General features: G+C 60.2%; 16 protein-coding genes. 8 read left to right on the top strand and 8 right to left on the bottom strand.

Going from position 1 to position 18775, the window contains the following annotated elements; translation table 11 throughout:
- The first annotated feature begins 12 nt into the window (after positions 1–12).
- Together RRF55_RS02495 and RRF55_RS02490 are read left to right on the top strand one after the other, a co-directional pair.
- A complete protein-coding gene (locus tag RRF55_RS02495; protein WP_002917898.1) occupies positions 13–1500 on the top strand; it encodes a UxaA family hydrolase in 1488 nt (495 codons plus the stop codon).
- A gap of 129 nt (positions 1501–1629) precedes the next feature.
- On the top strand, positions 1630–2184 hold the full coding sequence (locus RRF55_RS02490) for a YgjV family protein (protein WP_002917897.1): 555 nt from the start codon (positions 1630–1632) through the stop codon (positions 2182–2184).
- A gap of 15 nt (positions 2185–2199) precedes the next feature.
- Here the strand turns inward: RRF55_RS02490 and sstT are convergent, their stop codons facing one another.
- The 5 genes from sstT to RRF55_RS02465 form a co-directional block, all read right to left on the bottom strand.
- Complete coding sequence (gene sstT, locus RRF55_RS02485) at positions 2200–3447, bottom strand: serine/threonine transporter SstT (protein ID WP_002917895.1); 1248 nt, start codon at positions 3445–3447, stop codon at positions 2200–2202.
- A 266-nt stretch (positions 3448–3713) separates the two neighbouring features.
- Positions 3714–4685 carry a TerC family protein gene (locus RRF55_RS02480; protein ID WP_004144845.1) on the bottom strand — a complete coding sequence of 324 codons (972 nt, stop codon included), beginning with the start codon at positions 4683–4685 and terminating at the stop codon, positions 3714–3716.
- 271 nt (positions 4686–4956) lie between these two features.
- The gene (locus RRF55_RS02475) at positions 4957–5946 is read right to left on the bottom strand and encodes a Gfo/Idh/MocA family protein (protein WP_004181399.1); all 990 of its coding nucleotides are present in this window, start codon (positions 5944–5946) and stop codon (positions 4957–4959) included.
- Between the two features lie 73 nt (positions 5947–6019).
- Positions 6020–6520 (bottom strand): M48 metallopeptidase family protein, encoded by a 501-nt coding sequence (locus tag RRF55_RS02470; protein WP_002917891.1) that lies wholly within the window; start codon positions 6518–6520, stop codon positions 6020–6022.
- Positions 6521–6539: 19 nt separating this feature from the next.
- Entirely contained in the window at positions 6540–7142 is a 603-nt protein-coding gene (locus RRF55_RS02465; RefSeq protein WP_004144842.1) for a helix-turn-helix domain-containing protein, read from the bottom strand.
- A 43-nt stretch (positions 7143–7185) separates the two neighbouring features.
- Between RRF55_RS02465 and RRF55_RS02460 the strand changes: the two genes are divergently transcribed.
- Positions 7186–7893 (top strand): B3/B4 domain-containing protein, encoded by a 708-nt coding sequence (locus tag RRF55_RS02460; RefSeq protein ID WP_064158981.1) that lies wholly within the window; start codon positions 7186–7188, stop codon positions 7891–7893.
- 85 nt (positions 7894–7978) lie between these two features.
- A complete protein-coding gene (gene rlmG / locus RRF55_RS02455) occupies positions 7979–9109 on the top strand; it encodes a 23S rRNA (guanine(1835)-N(2))-methyltransferase RlmG (protein WP_439419086.1) in 1131 nt (376 codons plus the stop codon).
- Between the two features lie 108 nt (positions 9110–9217).
- Here the strand turns inward: rlmG and RRF55_RS02450 are convergent, their stop codons facing one another.
- The 3 genes from RRF55_RS02450 to lsrR form a co-directional block, all read right to left on the bottom strand.
- Entirely contained in the window at positions 9218–11239 is a 2022-nt protein-coding gene (locus RRF55_RS02450) for an NADPH-dependent 2,4-dienoyl-CoA reductase (protein WP_087847756.1), read from the bottom strand.
- Positions 11240–11421: 182 nt separating this feature from the next.
- Positions 11422–13020, bottom strand: a complete 1599-nt coding sequence (gene lsrK / locus RRF55_RS02445; protein ID WP_064153273.1) for an autoinducer-2 kinase — start codon at positions 13018–13020, stop codon at positions 11422–11424.
- Positions 13021–13057: 37 nt separating this feature from the next.
- Positions 13058–14029, bottom strand: coding sequence for a transcriptional regulator LsrR (gene lsrR / locus RRF55_RS02440; protein WP_004144837.1), 972 nt, complete (start codon positions 14027–14029; stop codon positions 13058–13060).
- A gap of 218 nt (positions 14030–14247) precedes the next feature.
- Between lsrR and lsrA the strand changes: the two genes are divergently transcribed.
- The 4 genes from lsrA to lsrB are packed head-to-tail and all read left to right on the top strand — an operon-like array spanning position 14248 to position 18768.
- A complete protein-coding gene (gene lsrA / locus RRF55_RS02435; RefSeq protein WP_064146124.1) occupies positions 14248–15735 on the top strand; it encodes an autoinducer 2 ABC transporter ATP-binding protein LsrA in 1488 nt (495 codons plus the stop codon).
- Positions 15732–16766, top strand: a complete 1035-nt coding sequence (gene lsrC, locus RRF55_RS02430) for an autoinducer 2 ABC transporter permease LsrC (RefSeq protein ID WP_004174225.1) — start codon at positions 15732–15734, stop codon at positions 16764–16766. The genes lsrA and lsrC overlap by 4 nt, the downstream gene beginning before the upstream one ends.
- Positions 16767–17765: an autoinducer 2 ABC transporter permease LsrD gene (gene lsrD, locus RRF55_RS02425; RefSeq protein WP_002917727.1), complete on the top strand. Its 999-nt coding sequence runs from the start codon at positions 16767–16769 to the stop codon at positions 17763–17765.
- A gap of 1 nt (position 17766) precedes the next feature.
- Positions 17767–18768, top strand: coding sequence for an autoinducer 2 ABC transporter substrate-binding protein LsrB (gene lsrB / locus RRF55_RS02420; protein ID WP_004185763.1), 1002 nt, complete (start codon positions 17767–17769; stop codon positions 18766–18768).
- Positions 18769–18775 lie beyond the last annotated feature (7 nt).

Genomic DNA, 18775 nt, shown 5'->3' with positions numbered 1-18775 from the left:
AGGTCGGTTGATATGCAATACATCAAAATCCATTCGCAGGATAACGTCGCGGTCGCGCTGACGGATATCGCTGCCGGTAGCGTGGTGACGATTGATAATGACTCGGTCACCCTCGGCCAGGATATCGTTCGCGGCCACAAGTTTGCACTGCGCGCTATCGCGAAAGGGGAAAACGTCGTTAAGTACGGGTTGCCGATTGGCCATGCGCTGGCGGATATCGCGCCGGGCGAGCATGTTCATGCGCACAATACGCGCACCAATCTCAGCGACCTTGACGCGTATCGCTATCAACCGGACCTGGTTGCCCAACCGCCACAGCCTGCGGATCGCGAAGTACAGATTTATCGTCGCGCCAACGGTGACGTCGGCGTGCGCAATGAGCTGTGGATCCTGCCGACCGTCGGCTGCGTCAACGCGATGGCCAGACAAATGCAGAACCGTTTCCTGAAAGAGACGTATGGCGCTGAGGATATCGATGGGGTACATCTCTTCAGCCACACCTATGGCTGCTCGCAGCTTGGGGACGATCACATCAACACTCGCACCATGCTGCAAAATATGGTTCGTCACCCGAACGCCGGGGCGGTGCTGGTGGTTGGCCTTGGCTGTGAAAACAACCAGGTGGAGGCCTTTCGCGAGACGCTGGGCGAGTTTGACCCGCAGCGCGTGCACTTTATGGTTTGCCAGCATCAGGACGATGAAGTGGAGGCGGGGGTTGAGCATCTGCATCAGCTGTATGAAGTGATGCGTCAGGATAAACGCCAGCCGGGCAAGCTCAGCGAGCTGAAGTTTGGCCTCGAGTGCGGGGGATCGGACGGCCTGTCGGGCATTACCGCTAATCCGATGCTGGGCCGCTTCTCAGACTATGTGATCGCCAACGGCGGCACTACCGTGCTGACCGAAGTGCCGGAGATGTTCGGCGCTGAACAGTTGCTGATGAGCCACTGCCGCGACGAAGCGACCTTCGACAAGCTGGTGACCATGGTCAATGACTTTAAGCAGTACTTTATTGCTCACGACCAGCCTATTTACGAAAACCCCTCGCCGGGTAATAAGGCCGGAGGGATCACTACTCTCGAAGATAAGTCGCTGGGCTGTACTCAGAAAGCGGGCTCCAGCCAGGTGGTGGATGTTCTGCGCTACGGCGAGCGCCTGAAGGTTCATGGTCTGAATTTACTGAGCGCGCCGGGCAACGACGCGGTCGCCACCAGCGCGCTGGCCGGCGCCGGCTGCCATATGGTGCTGTTCAGCACCGGTCGCGGCACGCCGTACGGCGGCTTTGTGCCAACGGTGAAGATCGCCACCAATAGCGAGCTGGCGGCGAAGAAAAAGCACTGGATCGACTTTGATGCCGGACAGCTGCTCCACGGCAAAACGATGCCGCAGCTGCTGGAAGAGTTTGTGGATGCCATTGTAGCCTTCGCCAACGGTAAACCGACCTGTAATGAGCAGAATGACTTCCGCGAGCTGGCCATCTTTAAAAGCGGTGTTACCCTGTAAAGGCGTATTTGCGTTGGCGCCCAGAGGCTTGGTTTGTGTATCGGCCTGATAGCGTACCGCCATCGGGCTCGTAACAGCGGCGTTTCAGCCAGTGAAGCGCCGTTTGTTTTTTTCAGTCAGGGAGCTTACATGACCGCGTATTGGCTGGCCCAGGGGGTCGGCGTCATCGCCTTTCTTATCGGCATTACCACCTTTATCAACCGCGATGAACGCCGTTTCAGGCTACAGCTGGCGGTCTATAGCGCTATTATCGGCGTTCATTTTTTCCTGATGGGCGCCGGGCCGGCTGGAATGAGCGCCGGGCTCAATGCGCTTCGCACGGTCATTTCCTTACGCACCCGTAGCCTGTGGGTGATGACAGTCTTTATCCTCCTGACGTTGATTCTCGGCCTGGGTAAACTGCAGCATGCCATGGAGCTGCTGCCGATCATTGGCACCGTCGCCAGCACCTGGGCGCTGTTTCGCTGCAAAGGGCTAACCGTCCGCTGCGTGATGTGGTGCTCCACCGCCTGCTGGGTCACGCATAATCTGTGGTTGGGTTCCATTGGCGGGACGCTGATAGAAGGCAGTTTCCTGATCGTCAACGGGCTGAACATCATTCGCTTCCGCCGGATGCAAAAGCGCGGTATCGATCCGTTTAAGGTTGAAAACGCAGTACAGGAAGAGAGTCCCTCCGCCCGATAGCGGAGGGGAAAGGCGTTATCCGCGCAGGGCGTTTTTCGCCAGCTGGTCGTCTTCCGCCATGCAGGCCGCGGCGGTAAACAGGGCGTCGGTGGAGGAGTTCAGCGCGGTTTCGCAGGAGTCCTGCAGCACGCCGATAATAAAGCCAACGGCAACCACTTGCATCGCCACATCGTTCGGGATCCCAAACATATTACAGGCCAGCGGGATCAGCAGCAGCGAGCCGCCCGCCACGCCGGAGGCGCCGCAGGCGCACAGCGAAGCGACCACGCTCAGCAGCAGCGCCGTCGGCAGATCCACCGGAATATTCAGCGTATGCACCGCCGCCAGCGTCAGCACGGTGATGGTGATTGCCGCGCCAGCCATATTGATGGTCGCCCCCAGTGGAATAGAGACCGAATAGGTATCACGATCCAGATTCAGCTTCTCGCACAGCGCCATATTCACTGGAATGTTGGCGGCGGAACTGCGGGTGAAGAACGCGTAAACGCCGCTTTCGCGCAGGCAGGTGAGCACCAGCGGATAGGGGTTGCGGCGGATCTTCCAGAACACCAGCAGCGGGTTAATCACCAGCGCTACCAGCAGCATACAGCCCACCAGCACCAGCAGCAGCTGGGCATAGCCCCACAGGGTCTCGAAACCGGTGGTCGCCAGGGTGGAAGATACCAGGCCGAAGATCCCCAGCGGCGCAAAGCGGATCACCACTTTAACGATAAAGGTCACCGCGTGGGAGACGTCGTTGATCAGGTTTTTGGTGGTGTCGTTACCATGACGCAGGGCGAAGCCAAGCCCCACCGCCCACACCAGAATGCCGATATAGTTGGCGTTCAGCAGAGCGTCGATCGGGTTGGACACCATGCTCATCAGCAGGCCGCGCAGCACCTCAACAATCCCCGACGGCGGCGTGATGCTGTCGGCGGCGGTGGTTAAGTGCAGGGTCGAGGGAAAGAGAAAACTGAACAACACCGCGGTCAGCGCCGCGCTAAAGGTGCCCAGCAGATAGAGAAACAGAATGGGGCGTATACTGGTTTTTTGTCCGTGCTGATGGTTGGCGATCGAGGCCATGACAAGCATCAATACCAGCACCGGCGCTACCGCTTTTAACGCGCCGACGAACAGGGTCCCCAGCAGACCGACGGCGATAGCCGCAGGCTTAGAGACCAGCGCCAACAGTACGCCAAGCACCAGGCCGATTAAAATTTGTTTCACCAGGCTGCCTTGCGCCAGGCGGGAGAGCCACCCTGATGAGGGAGTGCGTGTTGTCATAATTCATTCCTTCCAGTGATGTAGCAAGCCATCCCAGCCACGTATTATTTTTTACGTTTATGTCAGGATGTAAGTAGATGTTTGCATAGTCGAGTATACGGAAAGAAAGACTGGCGGGAAGCGTAAAATACTGTGATTTTAATATGGATCTTATTTTTTAACTGCGTAGTAACATAATTGTGACATGAGCAGGTATTCTCGTTACGAGAACGTCTGCTATAGCTGATTACCGCGCCGCCAGCGAGGGCCGACGGCGCGGTAGCAGATTACTCTGGCAGTTTGCGCTGCTTGTCGTGCTGCCTGTTGACCCAGGCGTTAATCAGCAGCGTGACGGCCAGGATGCCGCCCACCACGCCCAGCGAGATGGCAACCGGGATATGGTAGAAGTCGACGATCAGCATCTTCACGCCAATAAACACCAGAATCACCGACAGACCGTATTTGAGCATCGAGAAGCGCTCAGCGACCCCCGCCAGCAGGAAGTACATGGCGCGCAGGCCGAGGATGGCGAACAGGTTCGAGGTCAGCACGATAAACGGATCGGTGGTGACCGCGAAGATTGCCGGGATACTGTCGACGGCGAAAATCACGTCGCTCAGTTCCACCAGAATCAGCACCAGCAGCAGCGGGGTGGCGAACAGCACCCCGTTTTTACGGGTGAAGAAGCGCTCGCTCTCGATTTTATCGGTCATCCGCAGATGGCTGCGGATCCAGCGCACCAGCGGTTTATCGCCGATGCCGGAGTCGTCCTCTTTCGCCAGCGCCATCTTCACGCCGGTAAACAGCAGGAAGGCGCCAAAGACGTACAGCAGCCAGTCGAACTGCGAAATCAGCCAGCTGCCGGCGAAGATCATAATGGTACGCAGAACGATCGCGCCCAGTACGCCATACACCAACACCCGGCGCTGCAGAGCAGGCGGTACGGCGAAATAGCTGAACAGCATCAACCAGACGAAGACGTTATCGACCGCCAGCGCTTTTTCAATCAGATAACCGGTGAGGAAGGCTAAGGCCTGCGGATCGGCGACGGCCCGGCCCTGAGTTTGCACCAGATACCACCAGAAGGCGGCGTTGAACAGCAGAGAAAGCGTGACCCAGAGGATTGACCAGCCAGCGGCCTGCTTCATGGTCATGCTATGCGAACCGCGTCGTCCCTGAAGCAGCAGGTCGATTGCCAACATGATCGCGACAACGACAGCGAATCCACCCCATAGCAACGGCGTGCCGACAGTATTCATTTGATATTCCTTACATAAAAACAAAACGGCTGACGTCGGAAGACGGCAGCCGCTGCGCTTTTATGCATAGACCTCGCCTTCCGGCAAGGTCTCACTTACAACAACCAAAGTACATCGCGATGGGCTTTGGTTATTGCCCGGCGACCGGATGCGGTATTGCACGCATCGTAATGACGATCAACCGGCAAGGAAGTTACTCCCCTTTGCACGTAACAAAATATGTCACAGGGCGGTTTTCGTCAATGGCGGCCGGTCGGGCCTTTACACTCTTTTACGCCAGCGGCTGCGTATCGGCCGGGAAGATCACTCCGGTCTGGCGACGAATTTCGCTGGACAGTTTGGCGGTGATCCGGCTCACCGCCAGGCCCGGGTGATCCACATCCTGTGTCTCCACCAGCCGCGCAAAGGTCTCCGCCTCATACAGCATGGTATTAATGTGCTGGGGCTGCGTCAGGTCCTGGGCTTTACCGCCGCGCGGCACAAACGCCAGCTTCTGACATTCGGAGATTTTTTCGATCACTAACGCGCCGTCTTCGCCCTGAATTTCACTGGGGATCGCGGAATCGCTAACTTTGGAGTGATGCAGCGTCACGTCGAAGTCGCCATAGCTCAGCACCACGGTGCCCTGGGCGTCTACGCCGCTGTCCAGCAGGCTGGCGGTGGCAAGAACGGCCTGCGGCTCGCCCCACAGCGCCACAGCGGACGCCAGGCAATAGAAGCCGATATCCATAATCGAACCGTTAGAGAACGCCGGGTTAAAGGTGTTGGGGTTTTCGCCGTCAAGGTAGCGCTGATAGCGCGAGGAGTACTGACAGTAGTTGATAAAGGCTTTGCGTAGTTTGCCCACTTTAGCGAGCGTTTCTTTTAGTAGGAGAAAGTTAGGCAGACTGGCGGTTTTAAAGGCTTCAAACAGCACCACGTTATTTTCTTTCGCCAGCGCTATCGCCGCCTCGACTTCCTGCAGGTTCGACGCCAGCGGCTTTTCGCAAATGACGTGCTTCTTATGGCTCAGGAACAGCCGGGTCTGCGGAAAGTGCAGCGAGTTCGGGCTGGCAATATAGACCGCGTCAACGTCAGGGCTCTGTGCCAGTTCATCGAGCGAGGTAAACAGATGCTCGACAGGATAGTCTTTGGCGAAGGCTTGCGCCTGTTCGAGGCTGCGGGAGTAGATGGCGGTAAGTTTATATTTGCCGGTTTCATGGGCGGCATCGACAAACTGCTTGGTGATCCAGTTTGTGCCAACAACTGCGAAACGTATCATAAACGTTGACGAACTCCGTTAAAGGGAACCTGCCGCCACTCTATCATGCCGTCATGACAAAACCAGTGCGTCACTACGCAGAACGATTTAACGAAAGGTGCGTCAGCCACAGGCGGGTGTCGAACTCCAGCTGGTGGTACTGCGGCTCCATATGGCAGCACAGCTGATAAAAAGCCTTGTTGTGATCCTTCTCTTTCAGATGCGCCAGTTCATGAACCACGATCATCCGCAGAAAGGCTTCCGGCGCGTCGCGAAATACCGTCGCCACGCGAATTTCCGCTTTAGCTTTCAGCTTACCGCCCTGCACGCGGGAAATGGCGGTATGCAGGCCGAGCGCATTGTTCAGCACGTGGATCTTACTGTCATACATCACTTTGTTGATCGGCGCCGCGCCGCGCAGAAAGCGGTTTTTCAAGTCCTGGGTGTACTGATACAGCGCTTTATCGCTGTTAACGTCGTGCCCTTGCGGATAGCGCTTTTGCAGCACCTCGCCGAGGCGGTCTTGCTCGATTAACGTGGTCACCTGCGCCAGCAGCGATTCAGGATAGCCCTGTAAATAAATGAGTTTTGTCATCGTCTTATCATTATGTCTGTCAGGAGGGCAGTTCAGCCACGGTCATGGTAAAGACCAGCGGCGCGGTACCCTCATTGCGGTAACCGTGCTCTATTTCGGTGCGGGCCACCGCCGATTCCCCGGCCGCCACCGTGCGGCAGGTCTCGCCAAGCGTCAGCGTCAGCGCGCCGGCTTCCACGTGCAGCAGCTCGAAGGTTGTTGCCGGGTGGCCAGGCGAGGCAAAGGCTTCGCCGGGCTGCATCTCCCAGCGCCACAGCTCAATCATATTCGGCCCGGCGGTGCCGGCGAGGAGCCTGGCGCTGCCCCCCAGCGGGCCTTGCCAGAGGGTGGGGATCTGCTCGGCGGGAATAATATGCAACGCGGGTTCGCTTGCCACATTGACAATATCCGCCACCGAGACGCCCAGCGCGGCGGCGAGTTTGCAGAGGATCGCAATGCTGGGATTGGCGGCCTCTTTTTCCATCTCGACCAGCATACCTTTGCTGATGCTGGCCCGGCGCGACAGCTCGTCCAGCGACATTTTTTTCGCTTTACGGTAGGCCTTCAGCCGCGTGGCGACGGCGCGACTTACCTGGTCGACATCAGATCCTGAATCGGTCGTTATATTGACTTTTACGTTCATTGGTCACTATGATGAAACAAATTGGTCATTACAGGATTATCGAATGCGTAGCGTAACGCCGTCAATCGAATCTGCGGTCAGCCGCCTGGCGCCGGGCTTTCGGGCATTAAGTATTGTGGTGGAGAGCGCGCCGGTGGCCGATCCCGCCGTCGCGGAGCAGGCGCTGGCCGAGGCCTGCCTGGCGGTGCAGCAGGATGATGTGCCCTGGGCGCAAGCGCACCTGGCGGCATGGGATGAAGCGTTCAGCGCCTTCGGCGCGAAGGCGAAACGTACCCCCTGTTCGGCGCAGGCGCTGCGCAAGCGGGTGCTGAAAGAGGGGAGCCTGCCGGCCATCGATCCGGTGGTGGATATCTACAACGCGATCAGCATTCGCTATGCCGTCCCGGTCGGTGGGGAAAATCTGGCCGCCTACCGTGGCGAACCGCGGCTGACCATTGCCCGCGGCGATGAGCCATTCGATACGCTAAAATCGGCAGAGCCGGTAGTGGAATATCCGGAGCCGGGCGAAGTCATCTGGCGGGATGATATAGGCGTAACCTGCCGACGCTGGAACTGGCGACAGGGCGTGCGCACCCGGCTGGACAGCGGCGCGCAGACGATGTGGTTTATTCTCGAAAGCCTGCCGGCGATGCCGTTGTCGGCCCTGCATGAGGCGGGAGAGCGGCTGGTAGGTTATCTGCAGCAGCTGATGCCCGGCGCCCGCGCGTCGATAACGCTGCTGCGAGCCGATGACGAGGGCGATCTACGCTGAGCGGCGATGATCAGCGATCTCTCTTCAACTGGACAGGATTTGCGTATAAACTCGCGGGTTTTACTATTCCGGAGGCGGAGAGGCGATGAGCCAGGCAGAGTTAAACGGTGAGTTATTCACATTAGAGCGGTTCCCACCTAACGCTGAAGAAGAAGCGCTTCAGGCATGGGAAGCGGCGGATGAATATCTGCTGCAACAGGTGAATGACGTCGACGGCCTGACGCTCATCTTCAACGACGGCTTCGGCGCGCTCGCCTGCGCGCTGGCGGAGCGCAACCCGGTCAGTATCAACGACTCCTTTATTTCCGAGCTGGCGACCCGCCACAACCTGCGGATGAACGGTATCGATGAAGAGAACGTGCGCTTTCAGGATAGCCTGAGCCCGCTACCGGCCGCGCCGGCGCTGGTGCTGATTAAGGTGCCAAAACAGCTGGCGCTGCTGGAACAGCAGCTGCGCGCCCTGCGCGAAGTAGTTACGCCGGAAACCCGCATCATCGCCGCGGCGAAAGCCCGTGATGTGCACAACTCGACGCTGGCGCTGTTTGAAAAAATCCTCGGCACCACCACCACCTCGCTGGCGTGGAAAAAAGCGCGTCTGATCCACTGCGTTTTCACCGCTCCTGAGCTTGCCGATGCGCCGCAAACCTACAGCTGGAAGCTGGACGGCAGGCCGTGGACCATCCATAACCACGCCAACGTTTTTGCCCGCAGCGGGCTGGATATCGGCGCGCGTTTCTTCCTGCAGCATTTACCGTCTGATCTAGAAGGCGAGATCGCCGATCTCGGCTGCGGCAACGGGGTGATTGGCCTGCAGGCGCTGGCGCAAAATCCAAACGCCAGCGTGATGTTCACCGATGAGTCGCACATGGCGGTGGCTTCCAGCCGGTTGAACGTCGAGCGCAATCTGCCGGACGATATCGCACGCTGTGAATTTATGGTCAACAACTCGCTCTCCGGCATTGAGCCTGACCGCTTTACGGCGATTCTGTGTAATCCGCCGTTCCATCAGCAACACGCTATTACCGACCATATCGCCTGGCAGATGTTTAACGATGCCCGCCGCAGCCTGAAATACGGCGGCGAGCTGTACGTCGTCGGCAACCGCCACCTCGATTACTTCCGTAAGCTGAAGCGCGCGTTTGGTAATTGCACGACGATTGCGACGAACAATAAGTTTGTCATTTTGAAAGCAACGAAGGTGCGTAAGCAGCGCTGATTCTTGTCGCGGTTTCCCCCGGCTCGCGGCTGTCGCCTTAGCCGGGCTAGCGTGCGGGATTATCGTGGTAGCCCGGGGAAGGCGCATCGCGCCGCCCCCGGGACAGGGCTAAATCGCCAGCGCCAGTTTAGTGCCCTGGGCAATCGCCCGGCGCGCATCCAGTTCCGCCGCCACGTCGCAACCGCCGATGAGATGCACCGTTTTCCCCGCCGCGCGCAGCGGATCCGCCAGCTCGCGGCGCGGCTCCTGACCGGCGCAGATCACCACCTGATCGACCGCCAGCAACTGGCGCTCGCCGCCGATAGTCACATGTAGCCCTTCATCATCGATCTTTTCATAGCTGACCGCCGGGATCATTTTCACCCCGCGCGCCAGCAGCGTCGCGCGGTGGATCCAGCCGGTGGTTTTGCCGAGCCCTTCGCCCGGTTTGCTGGCTTTGCGCTGCAGCATCACAATCTGTCGTGGGCTTTTACTCAGCTGCGGGCCTTCAGCACTCAGCCCTCCCGCCGTTTGCAGGCTGGTATCGATACCCCATTCGCGGCAGAACTCGCCGATATCCTGGCTGGTGGCCACGCCCGACTGGCTTAAATACATCGCGGTGTCGAAGCCGATGCCGCCGCAGCCGATAATCGCCACCTTCGCGCCAACCGGCGCTTTATCGCGCAAGACATCAAGGTAGCTCAGCACTTTTGGATGATCGATCCCGTCGATCGCCGGCAGGCGCGGGGCGATACCGGTGGCGAGGATCGTCTCATCGAACGCCAGCAGATCGTCTGTCGTGACGCGGGTGTTCAGGCGTAGATCGACACCATGAAGATCGAGCATGGTGCGGTAGTAACGCAGCGTCTCGTGAAACTCCTCTTTGCCGGGGATCTGTTTGGCGATATTAAACTGACCGCCGATCTCCGGGAGCGCATCAAACAACGTGACGTGATGACCGCGGGCGGCAGCGTTTACGGCGAAGGCCAGACCGGCAGGCCCGGCGCCGACCACCGCCAGCCGTTTAGGCGCGTTGGCCGGCAGGACCGGCATCAGGGTTTCATGACACGCGCGCGGGTTGACCAGACAGGAGGTGACTTTGCCGACGAAGATCCGATCGAGACACGCCTGATTGCAGCCTATGCAGGTGTTGATCTGATCGGCGCGATCGTCCTGCGCTTTTGATATAAATTCGGCGTCGGCAAGGAACGGGCGGGCCATCGATACCATATCGGCATCGCCGCGGGCGAGAATATCCTCCGCGACCTGCGGATCGTTAATGCGGTTGGTGGTGATCAACGGGATCGACACCGCGCCCTTCAGCTTGCGGGTGACCCAGCTGAAAGCTCCGCGCGGTACCGGCGTGGCGATGGTCGGAATGCGCGCTTCGTGCCAGCCAATCCCGGTGTTGATGATGGTCGCTCCCGCCGCTTCAATCGCTTTGGCCAGTTCGGTGACTTCCGCCAGCGTGCTGCCGTCGTTGACCAGATCGAGCATCGATAGGCGGTAGATGATAATGAAATCGTGGCCGGCGCGCTGGCGTACCGCCTTCACCACCTCTACGGCGAAACGCATGCGCCTGGCATAATCGCCGCCCCATTGGTCGTCGCGCTGGTTGGTGCGCGCGGCGAGAAATTCGTTAATCAGATAGCCCTCAGAGCCCATCACTTCGATGCCGTCATATCCCGCTTCACGCGCCAGCTGGGCGCAGTGGGCAAAATCATCGATCAGCGTCAGGATCTCATCGTGGCTCAGTTCATGGGGGGTAAAACGGTTGATCGGCGCCTGTAGCGCCGAGGGGGCCACCAGCGCGGGCTGGTAGCTGTAACGGCCGGTGTGCAGGATCTGCAGAGCGATTTTGCCGCCTTCCTGATGTACCGCATCGGTAATATGGCGATGATGCGCCAGATGGCTGGCGTCGTTGAGTACCGCGCCGCCGGCCATGGTGACGCCAGAGGGCGCCGGAGCGATGCCGCCGGTGACGATCAGCGCCACGCCGTGACGGGCGCGCTCGGCGTAAAAGGCCGCCAGCCGCTGCGCGCCGTCCGGCAGCTCTTCCAGCCCGGTGTGCATTGAGCCCATCAACACGCGGTTTTTGAGCGTTGTGAAGCCCAGCTCAAGCGGGGCGAAAAGCGACGGATAGCGGCTCATAGTGGCTTCCAATGTAAAATTATTGTTATGTGGTCGGATGAGTTACTAATTTAGCCATCGTGGAGAAAAAGGGAAAAGGGGAGTGCGGTGATTGTGATGGGATTCAAAGAACGGCGAAGCGTTGCCCCACACCCCGGCCCTCTCCCAAAGGGAGAGGGGGAAAGGCGGAGCGGTACCGGTGGTTAGGGTGACGGGGAGGACGCTACGCGCTGGCGGCGCTCCAGACCCGGCGCCTGCCACATCGATGTTGTCAGCCCGCTATCGACAAGGCCAAGCTGATCGGCGTACACCGTCTGCCACTTGCTCATCATCTCCTGATACAGCTCGCGATGCTGCGGATTTGGGGTAAACTCGCGGTGCCAGCTCACTAACCGCTCTCCGGTGTTGGCCATATCGTCATACAGCCCGGCGCCGGTTCCGGCGGCGATGGCGCAGCCCAGCGCGGTGGCTTCGCGGACCACCGGCACCCGCACCGGCAGGCCGGTGACGTCGCTGAGGATCTGGCTCCACAGCGCGCCTTTAGAGCCGCCGCCGGCAAACACCAGGCTGTCGAATGTCACTCCGGAGAACTGCGAGATCTGCGCGAGGTTGCAGGCGGAGACAATCGCCGCGTTCTCTTCCAGCGCGCGGAACAGGGTCGCTTTATTGCACTTCTCCGGATCGATGGAGAGGTTAATAAACGACGGCGCGGCGTGGTACCACTGCTTAAAGTGCATAGCGTCGGAAAAAATAGGCATCACGCCGTGGGAACCGGCGGGGACGCGGCTGGCCATCTCCTCCAGCAGCGAATAGGCATCGACGCCGAGCCGCTCGGCAATTAGTTTTTCTTCAGCGCAGAAGGCGTCGCGAAACCAGCGCATGGTCAGGCCGGTAAAGAAGCTGATCGATTCCGCCTGCGCCATGCCGGGAATGACATGAGGATTAACACGAATATTCATCTGCGGATCGGTGCGCACCTGCGGCAGGTTGACCACCTGCTGCCAGAAAGTGCCGCCGAGTACCGCGGTTTGCCCGGCGCGCACCACCCCAAGGCCCAGGCAGCCGAGCTGGACGTCGCCGCCGCCCATCACCACCGGCGTCCCGGCGCGCAGGCCGCTCTGCTGCGCCGCCGCTTCGGTGACGGCGCCCAGCAGGGTACCGGTCTCTTTGACCGGCGACAGCATATCGGCGCGCAGCCCGGCCATATCCAGCAGCGCCGGACGCCAGTCGCGGCTGAACAGATCGAGCATGCCGGTGGTGCCGGCGTTTGACGGGTCGACCGCCAGCTCGCCGGAAAGCTTCGCCGCCAGCCAGTCGCTGATCATGGTGATGGTTGCCGCTTTGCGGTAGATATCGGGGCGGTGGTGCGCCAGCCACAGCAGGCGCGGCATGGCGCTGAGCGCCAGGGTTTGTCCCGAGACCTCGTATACCTCGGATTCGAAGCGATAGTCGTGGATCTCCTTAAGCTCCGCCACTTCGCGGCTGGCGCGGGCATCGACGTTGGCGCAGGCCCAGATGGCCTCGCCGTTGCGGTCATAGAGAACGATGCCTTCGCGCATCGAACAGCAGGCGACGGACTGAATATCGGCGGCAGAGAGCCGGGCGGCGTCGAGCGCCTGGCGAATGCACTGGCAGGCCAGCTGCCAGTTGGTGGTAAGGTCGAACTCCATCGAGCCGGGGACGTTATCAACGCTCAGGTGTTTCCATTCGGCCTGGCCTACCGCCAGCTGGCGGCCATTAAGATCGAAAATAACCGCCCGAATGCTGCCGGTCCCGGCATCTAACGCTAACAGGTAACTCATGACATGCGCCTCGCTGTTGTCGCGCGGCGCCAGGCCGTCAGGAGGCCAGGGTAAGCACCGCGCGTGCTGTTGTCTCTTCCGTTACCAGGCCATTAATGCGCTTGCCAATCAGAGCGGCATAAATCGCCTGCGCTTTTTCTTCTCCCCCGGCGACGCCAACGATGGTCGGCAGCTGCGCTAGCTCATCAAGGGTCACGCCGAGCAGTTCCCGATGGATCTCCAGTCCTTCTACCGGCCTGCCGTCGGCCTGCAGGAAATAACCTAAAATGTCGCCGACCGCGCCTTTGCGGGCGTACATCAGCTGTTCGCCCTCGCTGATATAGCCGGAGCGTAAAATGGTGGCGTCGCGCCGCTGATCGATGGCGCCGATGCCAACCACCGCCGCGTCCGCCGCCGTCGCCGCGAGGATCACGTCGCGCACGCTCGACTCGCGGCGCAGGATCTCGGCGACCTCCGCCGAAGAGACCCGCAGCGGCGCCGGAATAATGCTGACGCTGCAGGCGGCATCAAGCTGGCCGATGCCGGTCATATACGGGCCGACGCCGCCGGAGAGGGTCACCAGCCGCACCTGCTGCGAGCCGATAAAGCCGCTGAGATGCTGCAGGCAGCTCATGGTGGCTTCGCCGAAACCGACTGCCAATAATTGCCCCGGTTGCAGAATACCCATCAGCGATTGCGCCGCGCCGATCCCCAGCCGGGTATTCATCGGCGGAGTATTGAGCGCCGGCAGCACGCGGGCAATCTTGAGTCCAAAGCGCTGCTGAAGTTCACTTTCCAGCGCCAGACAGCCCTCATAGCGCGAGTTGATCTGCACGCGGATCACCCCGGACTGGCGGCCTTTCTCCAGCAGGCGGGAAATCTTCAGCCGCGGCAGCCCCAAACGCTCGCCGATGTCATTTTGCGTCAGGCCGTCGTGGTAGTAGCACCACGCCACCCGCGCCACCAGCTCTTCCTCGGCTAACGCTAGCCCGGCGTAGCGGTTCTCTTCCGTAATGCGTTTTTCGCTCATAAATTGAACTCTTATAAAAATTTAGATCATATGTTCGCTATTGCGCGGCCGGAAAGTGTGAGCCGACTGGCAAAACGGATCTTTCATCGCTGGCCCATTTTTTCCTGAGGATCTAAAGCGCCAAACTGTGATCTTCGCACGGTTGTAAATATAGTTCACCGTCTACGCTTTTGAACATTATTAAATTTAAAAATCATTTGTTCAAACGAGGCGCGACGATGAAGCCACTGCTTGAAGCTCGCCAGATCCGCAAACAGTTCTCCGGCGTTGCCGTGCTGAAGGGCATCGACTTTACGCTATGCGCGGGCCAGGTGCATGCCCTGATGGGAGGCAATGGCGCGGGTAAATCGACGCTGATGAAGATCATCGCCGGCGTCGAAAACCCGGATAGCGGTGAGCTGACGATCGGCGACCGCGCGTTTGCGCGCCTCAGCCCGGCGCTGGCCCACCAGCTGGGCATCTATCTGGTGCCGCAGGAGCCGATGCTGTTTCCCAACCTAAGCGTGCGCGAGAACATTCTCTTTCGTTTGCCGAAGCGGGCGGATACCGCCGCGCGACTGCAGGAAAAACTGCAGCAGCTGAACTGCCAGATCAACCTCGATGCCAGCGCCAGCACGCTCGAGGTAGCCGATCAACAGATGGTCGAGATCCTGCGCGGCCTGATGCGCGAAGCGCGGATCCTGATCCTTGATGAACCCACCGCCTCTTTAACCCCGGGCGAAACGGAGAGGTTGTTTAGCCAGATCCGCGCGTTACAGGCGCTGGACGTGGGGATCGTGTTTATCTCGCACAAACTGCCCGAAATCCGCCAGCTTGCCAGCCATATTTCGGTGATGCGCGACGGGGCGGTAGTGCTGAGCGGCGAGACCGCAACTTACCGCGATGAGCAACTGATTAGCGCTATGACGCCGGCCAGCCGCGACCATACGCTGAGCGACACGCAAAAGCTGTGGCTGGCGCTGCCGGGCAACCGCCGCACCCAGGCGCAGGATTTTCCCGTGCTGCGGGTGGAGGATCTTACCGGAGAAGGCTTTATCGATCTCAATCTGGAGATCCGCGCCGGGGAGATCGTCGGCCTCGCCGGGCTGGTGGGATCCGGGCGCACCGAATTTGCCGAAACCTTATACGGCCTGCGTCCACCACGCGCCGGGCGGATCTGGCTCGAGAATCGCGAGATTAGTAATGACAGCACCCGCGCCCGGCTGGCCAGCGGGCTGGTCTATCTGCCGGAAGACCGCCAGGTCTCGGGGCTGTTTCTTGATGCGCCGGTGCGCTGGAACACGGTGATGTTCAATCAGCCGTCGTGGTGGCAGCAGGGGAAACGGGAGGCGGCGGTGGTTGAGCGCTATCACCGGGCGCTGGGGATCAAGCTGGCCGATGGCGATCAGCCGGTGCGCACTCTCTCTGGCGGTAACCAGCAGAAGGTGCTGCTGGCGCGCTGTCTGGAGGCCAACCCGCTGCTGCTAATTGTCGATGAGCCGACGCGCGGCGTGGATGTCTCCGCCCGCGCCGATATCTATCAGCTGCTGAAAAGCGTCGCCGCGCAAAATGTGGCAGTGCTGATGATCTCCTCCGATCTGGATGAGTTCATCGGCCTGGCCGACCGGGTGCTGGTGATGCATCAGGGCCGCTACAGCGGCGAGCTGGCGCGGCAGGCGGTGACCGTCGATCGCATGATGACCCTGGCCTTCGGAGGGCAGGCATGAAAACGTTACTCAAGAATCGCGAACTGAGCGCCTTCTTTGCCATCGTGGCGCTCTTTGTTGTGCTGGTGGCGCTCAATCCGGCCTATTTCAGCCTGCAGACCCTGGCGATGATTTTCGCCAGCTCGCAAATCCTCTGCCTGCTGGCATTGGGCGCGACCCTCGTGATGCTGACCCGCAATATTGACGTGTCGGTAGGCTCCACCGTTGGGCTATGCGCCATCGCCGTCGGCGTGGCGCTGAACAACGGCTACGGGTTGGCGACGGCCATCGCCTTCGCGCTGGCTATTGGCGCGCTGGCCGGGGCGTTTAACGGCCTGCTGGTGGTGGGGCTGCGCATTCCGGCGATCGTCGCGACGCTCGGCACGCTGGGGTTGTATCGCGGGGTAATGCTGCTGTGGACCGGCGGGAAATGGATCGAGGGCTTGCCAGACAGCCTGAAATCGCTCTCGGAGCCTGCGTTTATCGGCGTGTCGCCGCTGGGCTGGCTGGTGCTGGCGCTGCTGCTGGCGGGCGGCTGGCTGCTGTCGCGCACCGCCTTTGGTCGTGATTTTTACGCCGTTGGCGATAACCTCGCCGCCGCGCGCCAGCTGGGCGTGGCGGTCAACCGCACGCGGATGCTGGCCTTTACCCTCAACGGTATGCTGGCGGCCTGCGCCGGGATCGTCTTCGCCGCGCAGATTGGTTTTGTGCCTAATCAGACCGGCAGCGGCCTGGAGATGAAAGCCATCGCCGCCTGCGTACTGGGCGGGATCTCGCTGCTTGGCGGTACCGGTACGCTGCTCGGCGCGTTTCTCGGCGCCTTTTTCCTTACCCAAATCGACACCGTACTGGTGCTGTTCCGCCTTCCCGCCTGGTGGAATGACTTTATCGCCGGTCTGGTGCTGCTCGGCGTGCTGGTGCTCGATGGCCGCCTGCGCCAGGCGCTGGCCCGCCATCAGCGGGCGCTAAAGTACAGCCGTTTCCAGCCCGGTAACAAAGGGGGGAAACAGGTTGCCCGCTTTCCTGAACGCAAAAGCAAAGAGGTGGCTTAAATGAAGCTGAAGCTTAACTGGGAAAGCGCGCTGCTGGCGTTGCTGATCGTGGAGATCCTGCTGTTCGGCGCGCTGAATCCGCGCATGCTGGATCTCAATATGCTGCTCTTTAGCACCAGCGACTTTATCTGCATCGGCATCGTCGCGCTGCCGCTGACGCTGGTGATCATCAGCGGCGGGATCGATATTTCGCTGGGCTCGACCATCGGCCTGTGCGCCATCGCCCTCGGGGTGATGACCCAGGCGGGCTGGCCGCTGTGGCTCGCGGTATCGCTGACGTTGCTCTTGGGACTGCTGTGCGGGTTATTCAACGCCGCGCTGATCCACTACACCGGCATCAGCCCGCTGGTGATCACGCTTGGTACGCTGTATCTGTACGGCGGCGGCGCGCTGCTGCTTTCCGGGATGGCCGGCGCGACCGGTTACGAGGGGATTGGCGGTTTTCCCGATAGCTTCACCGCCTTCGCCAATTTAACCCTCGCCGGACTGCCGCTGCCGCTGGTGCTGTTCGCGATTATCACCTTTTTCTTCTGGCTGCTGACCCATCGCGGGCGCTTTGGCCGCCACCTCTTTTTACTCGGGCAAAACCCGCGCGCCGCGCGCTATGCCGCGCTGTCGGTGAACGGCATCCCGTACGTGCTGTATGGCCTGGTTGGCGTCGCCTCGGCGGTCGCGGCGCTGGTGATGGTTTCCTACTTCGGCTCGGCACGTTCGGATTTAGGCCGCGACCTGCTGATGCCGGCGCTGACCGCGGCGGTGCTCGGCGGGGCCAATATTTACGGCGGCTCGGGATCGATACTGGGTACCGCGCTGGCGGCATTGCTGGTGGGGTATCTGCAACAGGGTTTACAGATGGTCGGCATCCCCAACCAGGTGTCGAGCGCGCTGTCAGGGGCGCTGTTGGTTGTGGTGGTGATGGGGCGTTCGCTGAGCCTGCACCGTGAATGGGTGCGCGCGACCTGGCGGCGTCTTTTCTCGCATAAAACAATCGGAGCATAAAATGAAATTAAAACTGATCGTGCTGGCGCTGGCGATGAGCGTGGTTACCGCGCAGGCGGCGGACCGCATCGCCTTTATTCCTAAGCTGGTCGGCGTCGGCTTCTTTACCAGCGGCGGCAACGGCGCGAAAGAGGCGGGGAAAGCGCTGGGCGTGGATGTCACCTATGACGGCCCAACCGAGCCCAGCGTCTCCGGCCAGGTGCAGCTTATCAACAACTTCGTCAACCAGGGCTACAACGCGATTATCGTTTCCGCTGTCTCGCCGGACGGCCTGTGTCCGGCGCTGAAGCGGGCGATGCAGCGCGGGGTGAAAGTCCTGACCTGGGATTCCGATACCAAGCCGGAGTGCCGCAGCATCTATATCAATCAGGGCACGCCGCAGCAGCTTGGCGGCCTGCTGGTCGAGATGGCGGAAAAGCAGGTGACGAAGCCTACTGCCAAGGTAGCCTTTTTCTACTCCAGCCCGACGGTGACCGACCAGAACCAGTGGGTGAAGGAAGCCAAAGCCAAAATCGAAAAAGAACATCCGCAGTGGCAAATCGTCACCACCCAGTTTGGCTATAACGATGCCACCAAATCGCTACAAACCGCCGAGGGGATCTTAAAAGCCTATCCGGATCTCGACGCCATTATCGCGCCGGATGCCAATGCGCTGCCGGCGGCGGCGCAGGCGGCAGAGAACCTCAAGCGTCAGGGCGTGGCGATTGTCGGCTTTAGTACGCCGAACGTGATGCGTCCGTACGTTGAGCGCGGCACGGTGAAAGCGTTCGGCCTGTGGGATGTGGTTCAGCAGGGCAAAATTGCGGTTAACGTCGCCGATCGATTACTGAAAAAGGGCGATCTTAACGTAGGCGACAGCGTTGAGGTGAAAGATATCGGCTCGCTGAAGGTCGAACCGAACAGCGTGCAGGGCTACCAGTATGAGGCGAAGGGCAACGGTATCGTGCTGCTGCCGGAGCGCGTGGTGTTCAGCAAAGAGAACATCAACAACTACGACTTCTGACGGAGGA

Origin of the sequence: Klebsiella sp. K47 (genome assembly GCF_051858335.1) — a bacterium.
GTDB classification, from domain to species: domain Bacteria; phylum Pseudomonadota; class Gammaproteobacteria; order Enterobacterales; family Enterobacteriaceae; genus Klebsiella; species Klebsiella pneumoniae.
The sequence above is the reverse complement of the archived record's forward strand: the minus strand, read 5'-3'. Positions and strand labels throughout refer to the sequence as shown.

Excerpts from the sequence above, each read along its gene's own strand:
- lsrB (WP_004185763.1), top strand. The coding sequence starts at position 17,767 with ATGAAATTAAAACTGATCGTGCTGGCGCTGGCGATGAGCGTGGTTACC.
- RRF55_RS02490 (WP_002917897.1), top strand. The coding sequence starts at position 1,630 with ATGACCGCGTATTGGCTGGCCCAGGGGGTCGGCGTCATCGCCTTTCTT.
- RRF55_RS02465 (WP_004144842.1), bottom strand. The coding sequence starts at position 7,142 with ATGAACGTAAAAGTCAATATAACGACCGATTCAGGATCTGATGTCGAC.
- RRF55_RS02450 (WP_087847756.1), bottom strand. The coding sequence starts at position 11,239 with ATGAGCCGCTATCCGTCGCTTTTCGCCCCGCTTGAGCTGGGCTTCACA.
- lsrA (WP_064146124.1), top strand. The coding sequence starts at position 14,248 with ATGAAGCCACTGCTTGAAGCTCGCCAGATCCGCAAACAGTTCTCCGGC.
- RRF55_RS02480 (WP_004144845.1), bottom strand. The coding sequence starts at position 4,685 with ATGAATACTGTCGGCACGCCGTTGCTATGGGGTGGATTCGCTGTCGTT.
- lsrR (WP_004144837.1), bottom strand. The coding sequence starts at position 14,029 with ATGAGCGAAAAACGCATTACGGAAGAGAACCGCTACGCCGGGCTAGCG.
- RRF55_RS02460 (WP_064158981.1), top strand. The coding sequence starts at position 7,186 with ATGCGTAGCGTAACGCCGTCAATCGAATCTGCGGTCAGCCGCCTGGCG.
- lsrD (WP_002917727.1), top strand. The coding sequence starts at position 16,767 with ATGAAGCTGAAGCTTAACTGGGAAAGCGCGCTGCTGGCGTTGCTGATC.
- rlmG (WP_439419086.1), top strand. The coding sequence starts at position 7,979 with ATGAGCCAGGCAGAGTTAAACGGTGAGTTATTCACATTAGAGCGGTTC.
- RRF55_RS02475 (WP_004181399.1), bottom strand. The coding sequence starts at position 5,946 with ATGATACGTTTCGCAGTTGTTGGCACAAACTGGATCACCAAGCAGTTT.
- RRF55_RS02470 (WP_002917891.1), bottom strand. The coding sequence starts at position 6,520 with ATGACAAAACTCATTTATTTACAGGGCTATCCTGAATCGCTGCTGGCG.
- lsrK (WP_064153273.1), bottom strand. The coding sequence starts at position 13,020 with ATGAGTTACCTGTTAGCGTTAGATGCCGGGACCGGCAGCATTCGGGCG.
- RRF55_RS02495 (WP_002917898.1), top strand. The coding sequence starts at position 13 with ATGCAATACATCAAAATCCATTCGCAGGATAACGTCGCGGTCGCGCTG.
- lsrC (WP_004174225.1), top strand. The coding sequence starts at position 15,732 with ATGAAAACGTTACTCAAGAATCGCGAACTGAGCGCCTTCTTTGCCATC.
- sstT (WP_002917895.1), bottom strand. The coding sequence starts at position 3,447 with ATGACAACACGCACTCCCTCATCAGGGTGGCTCTCCCGCCTGGCGCAA.